The organism is Kocuria coralli (assembly GCF_008831305.1).
Taxonomy (GTDB): domain Bacteria; phylum Actinomycetota; class Actinomycetes; order Actinomycetales; family Micrococcaceae; genus Kocuria; species Kocuria coralli.
Window position 1 is genome coordinate 103,790 of record NZ_ML708619.1, and the last position, 15,769, is coordinate 119,558.

11 protein-coding genes and 1 pseudogene are annotated in these 15,769 nt (G+C 68.7%); 5 read left to right on the forward strand and 7 right to left on the reverse strand.

Annotation, left to right across the window (positions count from 1 at the left end; genetic code table 11):
* Positions 1 to 88 precede the first annotated feature (88 nt).
* Entirely contained in the window at positions 89 to 1,801 is a 1,713-nt protein-coding gene (locus FCK90_RS09830) for a glycoside hydrolase family 13 protein (RefSeq protein ID WP_158034130.1), read from the forward strand.
* Between the two features lie 150 nt (positions 1,802 to 1,951).
* Here FCK90_RS09830 and FCK90_RS09835 read toward each other — a convergent pair whose 3' ends face one another.
* The 6 genes and pseudogenes from FCK90_RS09835 to FCK90_RS09855 form a co-directional block, all read right to left on the reverse strand.
* A complete protein-coding gene (locus FCK90_RS09835; protein ID WP_158034131.1) occupies positions 1,952 to 3,253 on the reverse strand; it encodes a Gfo/Idh/MocA family protein in 1,302 nt (433 codons plus the stop codon).
* Positions 3,254 to 3,357: 104 nt separating this feature from the next.
* Positions 3,358 to 4,770, reverse strand: a complete 1,413-nt coding sequence (locus FCK90_RS09840; protein WP_158034132.1) for an ABC transporter substrate-binding protein — start codon at positions 4,768 to 4,770, stop codon at positions 3,358 to 3,360.
* Positions 4,771 to 4,781: 11 nt separating this feature from the next.
* Complete coding sequence (locus FCK90_RS09845; protein WP_158034133.1) at positions 4,782 to 5,753, reverse strand: carbohydrate ABC transporter permease; 972 nt, start codon at positions 5,751 to 5,753, stop codon at positions 4,782 to 4,784.
* Between the two features lie 10 nt (positions 5,754 to 5,763).
* Positions 5,764 to 6,705, reverse strand: a complete 942-nt coding sequence (locus FCK90_RS09850) for a carbohydrate ABC transporter permease (RefSeq protein WP_158034134.1) — start codon at positions 6,703 to 6,705, stop codon at positions 5,764 to 5,766.
* A 54-nt stretch (positions 6,706 to 6,759) separates the two neighbouring features.
* A complete protein-coding gene (locus tag FCK90_RS15740; protein WP_246180139.1) occupies positions 6,760 to 7,086 on the reverse strand; it encodes a GH36 C-terminal domain-containing protein in 327 nt (108 codons plus the stop codon).
* A 15-nt stretch (positions 7,087 to 7,101) separates the two neighbouring features.
* Positions 7,102 to 8,976, reverse strand: a pseudogene (locus FCK90_RS09855) (alpha-galactosidase); the annotation flags it as partial.
* A 223-nt stretch (positions 8,977 to 9,199) separates the two neighbouring features.
* On the opposite strand from FCK90_RS09855, the gene FCK90_RS09860 reads away from it, so the two are divergent.
* The 3 genes from FCK90_RS09860 to galK are packed head-to-tail and all read left to right on the forward strand — an operon-like array spanning position 9,200 to position 12,283.
* On the forward strand, positions 9,200 to 9,982 hold the full coding sequence (locus FCK90_RS09860; protein WP_220433313.1) for a DeoR/GlpR family DNA-binding transcription regulator: 783 nt from the start codon (positions 9,200 to 9,202) through the stop codon (positions 9,980 to 9,982).
* The gene (galT, locus tag FCK90_RS09865) at positions 9,963 to 11,084 is read left to right on the forward strand and encodes a galactose-1-phosphate uridylyltransferase (protein ID WP_246180128.1); all 1,122 of its coding nucleotides are present in this window, start codon (positions 9,963 to 9,965) and stop codon (positions 11,082 to 11,084) included. Before FCK90_RS09860 ends, galT begins: the two co-directional genes overlap by 20 nt.
* Entirely contained in the window at positions 11,081 to 12,283 is a 1,203-nt protein-coding gene (gene galK, locus FCK90_RS09870) for a galactokinase (RefSeq protein WP_246180130.1), read from the forward strand. The genes galT and galK overlap by 4 nt, the downstream gene beginning before the upstream one ends.
* 14 nt (positions 12,284 to 12,297) lie before the next feature.
* Here galK and FCK90_RS09875 read toward each other — a convergent pair whose 3' ends face one another.
* Positions 12,298 to 13,908: an AbgT family transporter gene (locus tag FCK90_RS09875; RefSeq protein ID WP_158034137.1), complete on the reverse strand. Its 1,611-nt coding sequence runs from the start codon at positions 13,906 to 13,908 to the stop codon at positions 12,298 to 12,300.
* 901 nt (positions 13,909 to 14,809) lie between these two features.
* On the opposite strand from FCK90_RS09875, the gene FCK90_RS09880 reads away from it, so the two are divergent.
* Entirely contained in the window at positions 14,810 to 15,679 is an 870-nt protein-coding gene (locus FCK90_RS09880; RefSeq protein WP_158034138.1) for a hypothetical protein, read from the forward strand.
* Positions 15,680 to 15,769: the final 90 nt, after the last annotated feature.

A 15,769-nucleotide genomic window follows, 5' to 3' on the forward strand; every position in this document is an offset into this window, starting at 1 on the left:
CGGCTAGTTTTATTTTGTGCTTCAATAAATACTGGAACTGGTGAGGTGCCCCGCCGCGACGAGGGCGCGTGAAGGAGGAAGAGAGTCCATGAACCCCACGGTGCACCGGGAGCACGACTGGTGGAAGTCCGCCGTCGTCTACCAGATCTATCCCAGGACCTTCGCCGATTCCGACGGCGACGGCGTGGGGGACATCCGCGGCATCATCGACCGCCTGGACCACCTCGTGGAGCTGGGCGTCGACGTCGTCTGGCTCTCGCCCGTGTACCGCTCGCCCCAGCGCGACAACGGGTACGACATCAGCGACTACCAGGACATCGACCCGATGTTCGGCAGCCTCGAGGACCTCGACGATCTGATCGAGGCCGCCCACGCTCGCGGCATCAAGCTGGTCATGGACCTCGTCGTCAATCACACCTCGGACGAGCACCCGTGGTTCCTCGAGTCCCGCGACCCGGCATCGCCCCGGCGCGACTGGTACTTCTGGCGTGATCCGCGTCCGGGGACCGTGGGCGGAGAAGAGGGCGCCGAGCCCGACGACAGCCCGGCGGCCTTCGCCCCGAAGGCCTGGACCTTCGATCCCCGCAGCGGGCAGTACTACCTCGGGGTCTTCGGGCCGCAGCAGCCGGACCTCAACTGGGAGAACCCGGAGGTCCGCCGGGCCGTGTACGAGATGATGCGCTGGTGGGTGGACCGCGGCGTCGACGGCTTCCGGATGGACGTGATCAACCTGATCTCGAAGCCCGAGGCGCTCACCGGCCAGGCGCCCCTGGACGGACCCCAGGTGTCCTTCGAGGCCATCGGCGACGGCCCGCGGCTCGACGAGTTCCTGGCCGAGATGAACCGCGAGGTGGGCCTGAGCGAGCAGAACCTGATCACGGTCGGCGAGATGCCGGGTGCCGGCATCGACCTCGCCGTGAGGGTCACCGACCCGGCACGACGAGAGCTGAACATGGTTTTCACCTTCGAGCACGTCGACCTGGACATCGCACCCGGCGGCAGCAAATGGGATCTGGCCCCGCTTCCCCTGCCGGTCCTCAAGGCCAACCTGGCGGCCTGGCAGGAGGGACTGGCCGAGAAGGGCTGGAACTCCCTCTACTGGAACAACCACGACCAGCCCAGGGCGGTCTCCCGGTTCGGCGATGACAGGCCGGAATACCGGGTCGCCTCGGCGAAGACCCTGGCCACCACGCTGCACCTGCACCGGGGCACGCCCTACATCTACCAGGGGGAGGAGTTCGGCATGACGAACTCTCCCCGTGCGGGCGTCGAGGACTACCTGGACATCGAATCGCTCAACTACTACCGCGACGCCATCGGCCGTGGTCTGGACGAGGCGACCGTGCTGAACTCCCTCCTGGTCAAGAGCCGGGATCACGCGCGGACCCCCGTCCAGTGGGACGCGAGCGAGAACGCCGGCTTCACCACGGGCACCCCCTGGGCGCCGGTCAACCCGGGCTATGAGACCGTCAACGCGGTCGCGGCCCGGGAGGATCCGGACTCGATCTTCCACCACTACCGCCGGCTCATTCAGCTGCGGCACGAGTCCGCGGTGGTCCGCGACGGGGAGTTCCGTCTCCTCCACCCGGAGCACCCGCACCTGTGGGCCTTCACCCGCGGGCACGGCGACGGACAGCTGCTGGTGCTCGCCAACTGGTCCGCGGAAGAGCTGGAGATCCCCGAGGAGGGACTGCCGGAGCACGGCGACGCCGAACTGCTCCTGGGCACCCACGGGACGACGGCCGGCACGCTGGCGCCCTGGGAGTCGAGGGTGCTGCGCCTGGCGGGTTCCCCGGCCTAGGCGTCACGTCCGGACCGTAGCGGCCCGGTGCACGCCGGGCCGCAAACGCGCCGTAAACGCGTCGGAGGCCACGACCCGGAGGCGGCGTTACCGCAGCTTCCGGGTCGTGGCCTCCGACGGTCAGGCGGACGACGGCTCAGACAGGACGATTCAGGAGAGTCTCGGTTCGAGAGCTCCCGCGATCATCGCCTCCAGTCCCGCCTTGTCCAGCACCCGCTGATCGGCATCGAGGTCCTGGACGGGCAGCGGGCAGTCCCCGAGATCGTAGATCGGCAGGCGCTCGCCGCCGCGCTTCATCGACTCGTGCGCGATCAGGCCGGGCAGCGTGTAGCGGGCGGCCTGCCAGGCGTTGACCGCGGGCTGCACCCCGGCCACGACGGCGCGGGCGAAGTCGTCGACCAGGAAGTGGTGAGCGCCTTCGTGCCCGTTGGGCATGCCCTGGAACTCGGAAGGCAGCCGGTCCTGGTGATGCGAGGGCGCGGCACCTGCCACGAACGCGTCACGCAGCGTCGGCGAGACCTCCGCCAGGCGCGGATCGTCCAGGCTCATGGTCGCGCCCGTGCGGATCAGGCCGGACACATCCAGGACCTCCTCCTTGTCGTGCCAGTAGGTGACGTCCACCGTCTCCTCGAAGCTGCTCGTCTCGCCGAAATAGCGGAACCGCGACTCGCGGCGGTGGGACGGGTAGCCCACCCGGCGCAGCTCGTTGGTGCGGAAGGCGCCGCCGTTGTCCATTTCGAACAGCGCGAAGGCGTTGGAGACGTCGTTGCCGAACTTCGAGACCTCCTTGTCGAAGACGCCGTCGTTGCGCGTGTCGGGCCGGCCGAGGGCCGAGACCGACACGGCGTGCCGGTTCTCGAGCACCCCCAGGACTCCGCCGATCGAATGCGTGGGGTAGAGCAGCGGCGGGTAGGAGGCGGTCGACTTCCACTCCTCGCCGCCGGAGAACCGGTAGGCGTCGTAGAAGCCGAGGTCCATGTCGTGGACGTAGTCGCCCTCGGCGTAGAAGACCTCACCGAAGGCCCCGGACCGGTGGATCCGGCGGGCCAGGACCACGGCGGCGTTGTACTGGCTGGTCTCGCCCATCATGTAGACCAGCCCGGTGCGCTTGACCTCTTCGGTGATGGCACGGATCTCGTCCTCCTCGATCGCCATCGGCACCGCGGAGTAGACGTGCTTGCCGGCGCGCAGCGCCTGCAAGGCGATCTGGCCATGGGTCCAGCGCTGGGTGAAGATCGCGACGGCGTCGACGTCGGATTCGAGCAGCTCCTCGACGGTCTCGAAGCGGCCCGCGAACCGTACGGGGTGGTCCGCGCGCTGCTCGATGGCATCGATGCGCTCCGGCACCGGGTCGACGGCGTAGAGCGCGTCGATCTCGGGATGGGCCGCGAAGAGCTCGGCGAAATGCGTGCCGAACTGGCCGATGCCGACGATTCCGAGGCTGAAGGTCATAGGGGTGTTTTCCTCTCTCAGTGAGTTGAGTTCTCAGTACGGGTTCTCCGTGCGAGTGCTAGGAGGGGAGGCCGCGGTGAGCGGCCTCCCCTGGGGGTCAGGGGTTAGTTCCCCGAGTCTGCATCCTCGGCCTCTTTATCAGCGATGAAGAGGTCGTTGATGGCAGGATTGATGCGGTCCAGGACCTCGGCCGACGGCGGCCGGTCCGCCCAGATCTCCTGGAACGCGGGAATGGTCAGGGCCGCGACGTCCGCTCCGTGGCTAGTGATCGGGAGGAAGAACGCGTCTCCCTCCTCCACCGGGTCGGTGAAGGCCGAGGTGTCGAAGCCCTGTTCCGTCCAGATCTCCTCGGTGCGTTCCACCGAATCGGTGCGGGCGGGGAAGACGACGCCGGCTTCGGCCACGACGGACTGGCATTCCTGCGAGCCCATGAACGCCACGAACTCGGCAGCGGCCTCCGGGTTGTCGGCATCGGCCGAGATCGAATCGGCCACCCCGCTCATCGTCGACGGCGCGGTGCCATCGGGACCGGTCGGCATCCGAGCGGTCCCGACCTCGAAGTTCTCCGAGGAGGAGTACGCCGGCACCATCCACGAACCGTCGGAGACAACGGCCACGGATCCCGACATCAGCTGGCTCAGCGTGCCGTCGTCCTGGTTGAACTGCCCGTACTTGGGCATGTATCCCTTGTCCGAGAGCCCGAAGTACCAGTCCAGCGTCTCGTGCAGAGCAGGGTCGTCGTAGTTGTACTCGGTGCCCCAGAACGGCTCATCGGTCACCTCCCAGCCGGCTCCGTTGGCGAAGGAGCCCCACTGACCCTGGCCCGTGTTGCCACCACCGGGATCGGAGAGCCCGAGGCCGTACACGGCGACGTTGTCCTTGTCGAAACCGGGTTCATCGCCGCGGACCCCGTTGTCATCCACGGTCAGATGCGCAATGGCCGCCTCGAAGCTCCCGCCGTCCTCCGGATTCCACTCCAGGGACCCCAGTTCCTCCGGGCTCACCCCGCCGTCGGCCAGATAGTCGGAGTTGTAGAAGAGCGCGATAGAGTCCCAGTCCTTGGGGCTGCCGTAACGGTGGCCATCCGAGCCGGTCCAGAGCTCCATCAGGCCGTCCTGGTAGTCAGAGGCCTGCTGGTTCGCCGTCGCATCCTGCTCGTCCAGTGGAAGCAGGACCTCCAGGTCGGCATATTGCGGATAACGCGAGGGATGGTTGATGAACACATCGGGGCCGGTGCCCGCGAGGAAGCCGGCGGTCAGCCGCTGCCAGTAGTCGTCCCACCCGGTCTGGGTGATGTTGACGTTGTACTCGGGGTGCTGCTGCTCGAAGAGATCGGCGCACTGCTGGTAGGCAGGCAGCTGCTGGGTGTCCCACAGCCAGTAGTCGATCGTACTGCTGGCCTCGGAGTCGCCCTCGCGCTGGCCGCAGCCGCTCAGTGCCAGAGCGCCTACGGCCAGCACGGCGGTGGCCGACAGGAGACGGCTGCGCCGGGCCCGGGTGAAGGTTTTTCGTGTCATGGGTCGGGTCCTCACTTGATACCGCTGAAGCCGATCGAGTTCACGATGCGGCGTGCGAAGGCCAGGAACAGCAGGAACATGGGCAGGGCCGCGATCAGCGAGGCCGCCATAAGGCCCGCCCAGTCGGTGCCCGACTGGGGGGACTGGGCGCGGAAGACGCCCAGGGCGACCGTGAGGACGCGGGAGGAATCCGTGTAGGAGACCATCAGGGGCCAGAAGTAGTCGTTCCAGGCCGTCATGTAGGTCAGGATGGACAACGTGGCGATGGGGGCGCCCGCCATGGGCAGGATCACCCGGAAGAACGTCCCGATGCGCGACGACCCGTCCAGGCGTGCGGCCTCCTCGATCTCCATGGGGATGCCCAGGAAGAATTGCCGGAGGAAGAACACCGCGAACGGCGTCATGAACATGGTCGGCAGGGCGATGCCCAGGACCGTGTCGATCAGCCCGAGCTGCTGGATCAGGACGAAGTTGGGCAGCAGGGTGAAGACGGTGGGCACCATGAGTCCGGCCAGGAACAGGGCGAAGACCTTGTCTCGTCCCCGCCAGCGCAGGCGCGAGAAGGCGTAGGCGGCCATGGCGGAGAAGAGCACCTGGCACACCGTGACCAGGGTGGCCACCATGACCGAGTTCAGCAGGTAGCGCCAGAAGTTCAGGGCACTGCCCGAGCCGCCTTCGGCGAGGGCGTCCTCGGTGGACTGCATGCCGAGCACTCGCTGGAAGGCGCCGGTCGTGAACTCCGGCGGAGTCAGCGAGGCCGGGTTCGACAGCAGGGACGGGTTGGTGGACAGCGCGGTGCGCAGGATCCAGTAGAAGGGCAGCAAGGTGATCAGCAGGATCACCACCATCACCACCCAGGCCAGAATGCGCCCCGGCTTGAGCCGGCGGGTCCTCTTGCGCGGCGTGGCGGGAGAGCTGTCGCCCGGTGCGGACGAGGCCGGGCCCGAGGGGACGGAGGCGGATGAAGTGTTCGTCGTCGTCATCGTGTACCCCTCAGGCCAGATCGGAGCTGTCGGCGCGGGTCATGCGGTACTGGATCACCGTGATGATGCCCAGGACGATCAGCAGCCCGACCGACATCGCGGAGGCGTAGCCGAACTGGAACCGGTCGAAGGCCAGGTCGTAGATGTAGAGCTGCAGGACGTTGGTCGCGTTGGCCGGCCCGCCGTTGGTGGTCACGGCGACGGTGTCGAAGACCTGGAAGGAGCCGATCACGGTCATGATCAGCACGAGGGCCATGATGGGCCGCAGCAGCGGCATGGTCACGGAGAAGAACGTGCGGATCTCCCCGGAGCCGTCCAGGCGGGCGGCCTCGTAGACGGAGGCCGGCAGGGTCTGCAGCCCGGCGAAGATGAGCAGGGCCGTGTAGCCCATGTGCCGCCAGACGTTGACCAGGGCGATGGTGGGAATGGCCCAGGCGCTGTCGGTGAAGAACCCGATCGGGTCGATCCCCAGCCAGCCCAGGATCTGGTTGCCCACACCGAACTGGGTGTCCAGGATCCAGACCCACACCAGACCGGCCACGACGTTGGAGACCAGGTAGGGGGTCAGCACCAGGCCGCGCAGCAGCGTGGACTGGGTCAGCCGGTACATCAGCAGGGCGATGGTCAAGGCCGCAGCGGTCTGGATGCCGATATTGAGCACCACGTACCACACGGTCGTGAGCATGGAGTCCCAGAAGATGGGGTCCGCGATCAGGCGCCGGTAGTTGGCCAGGCCGATGAACTCGGGATCGGTGAGCAGGTTGTAGTTGGTGAAGCTCAGCCAGATGCCGCGGATCAGGGGCCAGGCCAGGAAGACGGCCAGGCCCAGGGCGGCGGGTGCGATGAAGAACAGCGCGGTCCGGGTGTCATCGGGACGTCGTCGTCGTTTGCCATCCGGACTGCTCGGCCGGCCGCTCGGTGGTCTGTCTGGTTGTTGAGTGAGCACAGTCATCGTGGCTCCTGATCGGGTGAGTGCGGAATGGAAGGGAGATGAGAACGGGGCGGCCTAGGCGCGCGAGGTCAGGTGCAGCAGCCGGATGCGGTCGGGACGCAGGTCGGGGGCGTGGATGCCCGACTCCTGGAGGACGGAGCCGCGCAGTCGCTCCCCGCCGGGCCACCATGCCGGCGGCCTGAACCCCGCATCGGCGGCTTCGGGGGTGATGTCCTCGACCGAGTAGCTCAGCTCGGGATCCAGTCCGGCCAGCGTCAGGCGGCCGACGGGGTCGATGATCGAGACCCCCAGGCAGACGACGGCGAACAGCGCCTCGTCCCCGGACGGGGAGACCACGCCGTGGACGTCCCATTCGGGATCGACCTGGTCCAGGCGGATCACCCGCCCGTGGTGGAGCAGGTCCCGGTGCCGCTTGTAGAGCGCGATCCATTCGGTCAGCTCGGACAGCTCGGTATCGGACGCCCGGGTCAGGTCCCATTCGACGCCCAGATGACCCCACAGGGCGGTGCCGGCGCGGAAGTTGAGAGTGTGCAGACGGTCCGTGATGTGGGAATGCCCCGAGGCCACGTGACTTCCCATCAGCTCCGGAGGAACCAGCTGCTGGGTCCACCGGTGCATCTCCTGCCGTTCGGCCGGATCGATGTTGTCCGAGGTCCAGAAGCGGTCGGTGTGCTCCAGCACCCCGAGATCCACGCGAGCCCCGCCCGACGCGCAGGCTTCGATCTCGAGACCGGGGAAACGGTCTTTCAGCTCGTCCATGAGGCGGTAGGCGGCCAGAGTCTGCCGGTGGACGCCCGGGGCGCGGTCGAGCGTGGAGCCCGCGTCGATCAGATCGCGATTGTGATCCCACTTGATGTAGGCGATCTCGAAGCGCTCCAGCAGCGCCGCCATCTGATCCCGCACATGGGCGTAGGCCTGCGGATTGCCCAGGTCGATGACCTGCTGAGTGCGGCTCTCCACCGGCAGGTAGCCGGACGGGGCCATGACCCATTCGGGGTGCGCCCGGGCCACCTCCGAATCCATGCTGATCATCTCGGGCTCGAATCACAGCCCGAACTCCATGCCCAGTCCGGTCACCGTTTCGATCAACGGCCTCAGGCCGTCGGGCCAGGGGTCGGGGGAGACCGTCCAGTCGCCCAGTCCCGACGTGTCGTCGCGCCGCGACCCGAACCAGCCGTCGTCGAGCACGTACCGTTCGATGCCTACCCGGGCTGCGCGTTCGGCCAGGTCGACGAGGGTGGGCAGGTCATGGTCGAAGTACACGGCCTCCCAGACGTTCAGGGTCGCGGGACGGGGACGCCGCGGGTGCTGGTCGCGGGCCCGGATCCACGCGTGCAGGCGGGCCGCCTGGTCGTCCAGCCCGCGGCCCCACACCGCGTAGAGCCATGGCGAGGTGTACTGCTCTCCGGTGTCCAGCACGATCTCGCCGGGCATGAGCAGCTCCCCGCCCCCGAGCATCTTCTGACCGCTGTACTCGCGTTCGGCCCAGGTGCGGTGGTTGCCCGAGAAGGCGGCGTGCACGCCCCATACCTCGCCTTCGCGGAAGCCGAAACCGGGCGTCCCGGCGATGACCATGTGCGCGGCGTCCGGGCCGGTCCGGCCCTTGCGGCCTTCGCGCAGGTGCACGCCCACGGTCAGGGGCCGGCGCTGCGCCACGCGCTCCTGACCCCAGTGCCCCGCGAAATCCAGGATCTCGCCCGCGCGGGACGGGACGGGCAGAGCCGGTGCCAGTTCATCGACCCGGTATCCCGGTGCGCCGGTGTTGCGCACCGACGCGCGGGTACGCACCACGCCCTGAGGGGTCAGCTCGAGCTCCAGGGTCAGCCAGAGGCCCTCGGGAGCCGAGAGCTCGACGACGAGGAGTCCAGCGCCGGTCTGGGTATACGCCTCGTTGATCTCCCCGGTCACGGAGGCGCGGGCCGCCGGCCGGAAGAAGATCCCCTGCATGTGCCACTGAGGCGCCCAGGCGTCGCGGTCGCGATGCCCGACGAGCCCGGGACGACCGGCCCATCCCCACCGCGGTTCGGGAACGAGACCCACGTGCATAGGAACGTCCGGCCCGTTGGGCACCTGCCCCGACACGGTGGACCCGGCCACCAGCGCTGCCTCCTGTGCGGAAAGCTCACCCAGGTCCGCGCCCCAATGTGCGATTTTGGGAGTTCTACCATCTGGGCTGGAGAGCAGGACGGAAACTCCTCCAGCGCGAAGGTGAACCGTACTGCCGGTGCCGCTGGCGGCATTGCCGAGCAGGGAGGGCGATGTCGAGGGCACCTAGCCACCTTTCGATCGTTGTCGTGTGTTCTGCCACACTTTAGAGTGAACATAATCGAACATCAATAGTGGTAGATCAATCAACATACCGATGATTCAGTGGCATGATGTTGGGCGGGCCCGCACCGGCCGTCTCACAGACGCCGGCGGCGGCCCGCAATGTTCAGGCCAACGCACATACAGGCCATCGCACCTACAGGCCATCGCACATGAGGAGAAGCTGGTGACTGACCTCTTGCCGGCGGAACGCCGGGCACGCATCGTGGAGCAGACCCGTGCACATGGCTCCGTCCGCGTAGCCGACCTCGCCCAGTCCATGGGCGTCTCGGAGATGACCGTCCGTCGTGATCTGGACCAGCTGGCCGGACAGGGCGAGCTGCGGAAGGTCCACGGAGGCGCCCGCCTGGCGGCTCCCGGCTCGGCTTCCGAGGAACCCGGTTTCGTCCGCAAGTCCCGCCTGAACCAGGCTCAGAAAAGCGCGGTGGCCCGCGCTGCGGCGGCGCTGGCCGAGCCGGGCATGTCGGTGTTCGTGAACTCGGGGACCACCACGTTCGCACTGGCCCGGGAACTCCGCGAGGTGGCCGACCTGACGGTCGTGACCAATTCCCCCCGGATCGCCCAGGTCTTCGAGGACCGTCCCGCGCCCGGCGGGCAGGTGGTCATGCTGGGCGGGGTGCGCACGCCGTCGGACGCCCTGGTCGGTCCTCTCGCAGTGCGCTGCCTGGAGACCCTGCACGCCGATGTCTGCTTCATGGGCGTGCACGGCTTCGATATGGAAGCGGGGCTGAGCACCCCCAACATGCTCGAAGCCCAGGTCAACCGGATGTTCCTGGAGCATGCCCATCGCCGGGTGGTGGTGGCGGACAGCACCAAGTCAGGGACGGTCGGGCTCTACGGTTTCGCCGACCTGGACGCGGTGGACGACCTGATCACCGACTGGGAGCTGCCCGATGCCGTCGTCGCCGAACTCGAGGAGAAGATCACCCGTGTCCACCGTGTCGTTTGAGCCCGCCGCGCTGACGGTCCCCCATGCCGCGCACCGTCTGTTCGACGGGCGGGAGATCGTGTTCTTCGCCCGCGAGGAGGCGGACCTGCCGTCGGCCGTCGTCGACCCCCGGGCGCCCGAGGAGCGGGCGGGCCACGGCGAGCTGCGCCAGGACCCCCTGACGGGCGACTGGATCGCCATGGCAACCCACCGCCAGAACCGCACCCATCTTCCGCCGGCCGACCAGTGCCCGTTGTGCCCCTCGGCACCGGGTCGGGAATCCGAGATCCCGGCGGATTTCCAGGTCGTCGCCTTCGAGAACAGGTTCCCCTCCCTGGGCCCCGACCTCGTGGACCTGCCGGATCCGGATCAGCCGCCCGAGATCGGCCGGTCCTACCCCGCGGGCGGTCGCTGCGAGGTGCTCGTCTACACCCCCGAGCACCAGGGGAGCCTGGCCCAGCTCGAACCCGAGGAGGTGCAGCTGGTGCTCAGGGCGCTCGCCCAGCGGACCGCGGCCCTGTCCGCGCTGCCCGGTATCAGGCAGGTCTTCCCGTTCGAGAACCGTGGCGAGCAGATCGGGACGACCCTGCATCACCCGCACGGTCAGATCTACGCCTACCCCTATGTCACGCCGACCACCCTGAAGACGGCCCGCCGGGCCGTGGAACATCTGGACCGGACCGGCCGGACGCTGCATCACGATCTCCTGGACCAGGAGCTCTCCGACGGCGCCCGGGTGGTGGTGGCCGGGGATCATGTCACGGCTTATGTTCCGTGGGCGGCCCGATGGCCCCTGGAGGTCCACGTGGTGCCGCATCGCCATGTAGCGGATCTCGCCGCCCTGAGCGGCGATGAGCTCGATGAGCTCGCCGTGATCCAGCGCGACGTCCTGGCCCGGCTGGATGCCCTCTACTCGACCCCCACCCCGTACATCTCGGCCTGGCACCAGGCCCCGCTGGTCCCGGGGCTCCGGGACGCGGCGCGTCTGCACCTGCAGATCGTCAGCCCGCGCCGGGCGGAGAACAAGCTCAAGTACCTGGCCGGCTCGGAAGCCGCCATGGGCGCGTTCATCGGGGATGTCAGCCCCGAGGAGACGGCGCAGCGCCTGAGGGACGCCCTGTGAGCGGCCGTCATGGGGAGGGCATCTCCCCTGAGGAGAACCGGCGCGTCCAGGAGCTGACGCGAGAGTTCGACGCCGCCTTCGGCGCCGAGCCCGAGGGGGTCTGGCGGGCACCCGGTCGGGTCAACCTGATCGGCGAGCACCTGGACTACAACAACGGTCTGGTGCTCCCGTTCGCCATCGACCGTTCCGCCCTGGTGGCGATCCGCCTGGCTCCCGGGAGAGAGGAGGCCGCGCTGATCTCCACGTGGTCCGACCCTTCCACCGGGGAACGGGCCCGGGCGGCGTTCCGGCCGGGGGCGCTCGAACCGGGCGACGTCCGGGGCTGGGCCGCCGGCCCGGCGGGGGTGGCGTGGGCCCTGGCGGAGAGCACGGGCACGGAGATCCCCCCGTTCGAGCTGCTCCTGGACTCCACGGTTCCGGTGGGCTCGGGCCTGTCCTCCTCCCACGCCGTGGAGGTCGCCGTCGCCCTGGCGCTCAACGATCTCATCGGCGCTGGCCTCAGCCGCCGCGACCTGGCGCGGGTCACGCAGCGCGCCGAGAACGACTTCGTGGGAGCCCCCACGGGCATCATGGACCAGTCGGCGTCGTTGCTGTCCACGGCCGGGCACGCGATCCTCCTGGACTGCCGGAGCCTCGAGGCCGAGTACATCCCCCTCGAGCTCGTTGATGCCGGACTGCGGCTGCTCGTGGTCGACACCCGGGTGGCCCACAGCAACGACGACGGCGGTTACGCCGCCCGCCGCGCCGCCTGCGAACGCGGGGCGGAGCAGCTGGGGGTCGGCTCTCTGGGGGAGCTCCCGGTGGATGCGGACATCTCCGCGCTGTCCGGTGAGACCCGGCGGAGGGTCAGGCACGTCCTCAGCGAACGGGCCCGCGTGGATCAGGCGGTGGGGAACCTCCGGGAGCACCGGTGGGCTGCCCTGGGGGAGAACCTCACGGCGTCCCACGTCTCCCTGCGCGACGACTACGAGGTCTCCTGCCCCGAGCTGGACACCGCCGTGGAGTCGCTCCTGGGCGCCGGGGCGCTCGGGGCCAGGATGACGGGGGCCGGATTCGGCGGCTCCGCGATCGGGCTCGTGCGGGAGGCCGACGTCGGAACCGCCTCCTCCGCCGTCGTCGACGCGTTCGGCGAACGCTCCTGGGGACGCCCGCGGGTCTTCGAGGTGCTTCCGGGCCCGGGTGCCAGCCGCTGCCTGTGACCGGAAACGGCCTGCTACTGCACCGGGCTCCCGGGGCCCAGCGGGATCCCGAGCGCGATCCAGGCCAGGAAGAACAGGAACCACACCACCAGCAGGGCCAGTGAGAGCGGCAGCGTCAGCGACAGCAGCGTGCCGATTCCGGCGCGCGGCAGATAGCGCTGGATCATGCCCAGGGTCATGGCGAAGAACGGGTTCAGCGGCGTGATGATGTTGGTGGTGGAGTCGCCGATGCGGAACAGCATCTGGGTGGTTTCCGGGTTGATGCCCAGGTACATGAACATGGGCACGATCACCGGGGCGGTCAGGGTGTACTGCGCCGAACCGGAGGTCACCAGCAGGTTCATGACGGCGACCACCAGCACCACGCCGGCGAAGAGCACCACCATCGGGACGTCCCCGCCGCCCAGCCACTCGGATCCGCGGATGGCCAGGACCGTGCCCATGTTGGTCCAGGAGAAGTAGGCGATGAACTGCGCCGCGGCGAAGAAGAGCACCAGCAGCGGCGTGATGTCCTTCAGGCCCCGCGCCATGAGCTCGGGGACCGCGGCCGGATGCGTGACGGTCCGGGCCGTCATCCCGTATGCCACGCCGGCGACCAGGAACATCAGGCCGATGGGCCCCGAGATGTCCGTGATCAGCACGGAGCTGAGCACCCCGAGCTCCTCGTCCTGCCCGGCCAGCGGGGAGAACGGGACGAACAGCAGGAGGAAGTACACGACCAGGTAGACGGCCACCGCGATCGCCGTCGACCTCAGGCCCTTGACCTCCTGAGGGGAGTACATGCGCAGGTTCTCCTCGGTCAGGGCGGGGCGGTCCTCCTCGTGGTCCGGTGCCGAGGTCTCGCCGCGCTCCTCGGCAGCCTGCTCGGCGTCGTGAATGGGCCGGGTCAGTTTCGTCAGCAGGAGCTCGGTGACCAGGGTGATCACGATGGCCAGGACGATGGCCGAGGACGCCGAGAAGAAGTAGTTGGCCACCGGGGAGACCTGGTACTCGGGATCCACGAGCTGCGCCGCCGACGTGGAGATGCCGCCCAGCAGCGGGTCGGTGAGATTGACCAGCAGCGAGGCGTTGAACCCGGCGGACGACGCCGCGAAGGCCACCACTCCGCCCAGCACCGCGGAACGGCCCGCGGCTTTGAAGGCCGCCGCCCCCAGCGGAATCAGGACCACGGTGATGGCATCGGAGGCGATCGAGCCGGTCACTCCCGCCAGGGCGAGGACGAAGGTCAGCCACCGCGCGGAGACCTTGGAGACCACCACGCGCAGGGCCGTGTGGATCAGCCCCGAGCCCTCGGCGACGGCGACCCCCAGCAGGACCGTCAGCACCACGCCCAGCGGCGGGAACTCCACGAAGTTGGGAACCACGCCTTCGACGATCTGCCGGAAGCCCTCCGCGTTGAGCAGGCTGGTGACCGTCACGGTGTCGCCGCTGGCGGGATCCGTTGCCGCGACGCCCAGCCGGGCCAGTAGCTCGGAGAGCAGAAGGACCACGGCGGCGAGGAGGACGAAGATCCAGAAAGGATGTGGCAGCCGGTTGCCTACACGTTCGACCCAGCCCAGCGCCCGGGTCAGGAGGCCGTCTCCGGTCTCGCGCTCTTCGGACGTGGGTGCGGGGGTGCTCGACATGACTCTCCAGTGGGCTGGGGTTCGAGGCGGAAGGCCTGGCTCGGGCCGTCTTGAGGCGACCGTATCAGTGCTGATCAGTCGTGACGGGGCGGGCTGCGGAGGCGAGCCTGCGCCTCGGCAGGGGTTCCGAGCCGGTCCCGGAAAAAATCTCCCGAAAAACTCCAGAAGTGGCGTCACGATCCGAGGCCCCGGCCGTCTACACGGTGAGGACGTAGAAGTCCTCGCACCACAGGTGCCGGAGGGATGCTCCACCCGCGGGAGACGGGGCAGGTAGCCGATCCGATGCGACCGCGGTAGATCCGCGGTCAGTGCCGGGTCGGCGCTCGTGGCGGTTGGGCCCGTCGCGAGGTGGCATCCGGTCGGGCAGAGGCCGGGTGCGGGCCCGGGTGGGCGCGATGCACTGGGGAGAGAGCATCGCGTCCCCCGGGCTTCCCGGAGCTGGGCGCGGGTAGGGACCGTCGTCGTGGAGTGCGTGCCTGGAGTGCGGGCGCCTACGACGACGAACGGTCAATCTGATCGCCCATCGGAGCCCACGGGCGCTTCAGCTGACCACTCGTCCGAATCGGACCGCCATACTGACCACTCGGCGGGCCGCGAGTACCCGGGCGAACCGGAACGGCACGACCGGTCGGGGCGGCTGACCGTCGCGCGTTCGCACCGGACTGAGGAAACCGGGGGAGTGAGGCTCCACATCCGACTGTCCCCTGCGTCCGCGCGTGAGACCGCACCGGACGGGAGGTCCCAGAACTCGTCAGGCGGGTTGCCGGGGTGTACTGGGCGAGTGCCATCGCGACGACACCACCCGTCACCGGAACTCCTCGGCCGTTGTTTCACCACCGGTGAGGCGGCTGCCGCGGGCGTGACGTCCGGCCAGCTCGCGGGGAGGGCGTACCGGAGCGTCATGACCGGCGTCTGGGCCGCCCGGGACCATCGGCTACCGGAGTCGGGCACGCCCAGGGTGCGCGAGATCTTGCGCGCCCTCCAGCAGGTCCTGCCGGATACGGCCGCCAGCCATCTCACGGCGGGGCTTCTGCTCGGGCTGCGGATGCCGCGAAGCCTGCGCGTGGGCATTCCGATCCACGTGACGCGCTGGGCCCCTGGGCGGGCACCGCGTCTCGCTGGGGTTCAGGGGCACGTCGCACAGGTGCCGCCGGCCGATCGATGGACCTCGGGGACGCTGCGGGTCATCGGTCCGGTGAGGACGGTGGTGGATCTGGCCGCCATGAGCACGGGACCGTCACGATACGTATTCGGCGACGACTGGGTGGTGGCCCTGGTCGACGGCATGATCAACGAGCATCGCACGGGAATCAGGGCTGGCATGCCGCCCATGAGGTCGCTGGAACTCGTCCGGGAGGATCTGGCCCGTATGGCGACTCTCCGGGGCGTCGCACGGGTTCGCATGAGCCTGGAGAGAGCGCAGCCGGGAGTGGACTCCGCGCTGGAGACTCACGCCCGTCTCGCTCTCGCCCGGCACGGCTTCACGGAGTTCGTCACGGATCACGAGATCCGGGTACCCGGAGCGGGTTCGGCCTACCCGGACCTGGCAGACCGAAGACGGCGGATCTCCGTCCAGGTGGAGGGGCCGCATCACGACGGGAAGGACCAGCGAGTACGGGACATCACCCGCCTGCGGATCACCGAAGCCGCCGGCTGGAAGGAAGTCCGCGTGTCCGGGCGCGACATCTTCGCCCAGCGTCCGGGGAACCGGCCGCACATCGTGAAGCTGGTGCTGGATGCATTGCATCAGCGACTCGATCGCTCGGCGTGAAGAGCTTCCAGCCCGCGAGCGGTCATCCTGCTGGTTCATGGTGGTCGAGTGGTCGATCTGGCCGGCCATCAGCTGTAACAGCCGACCAGA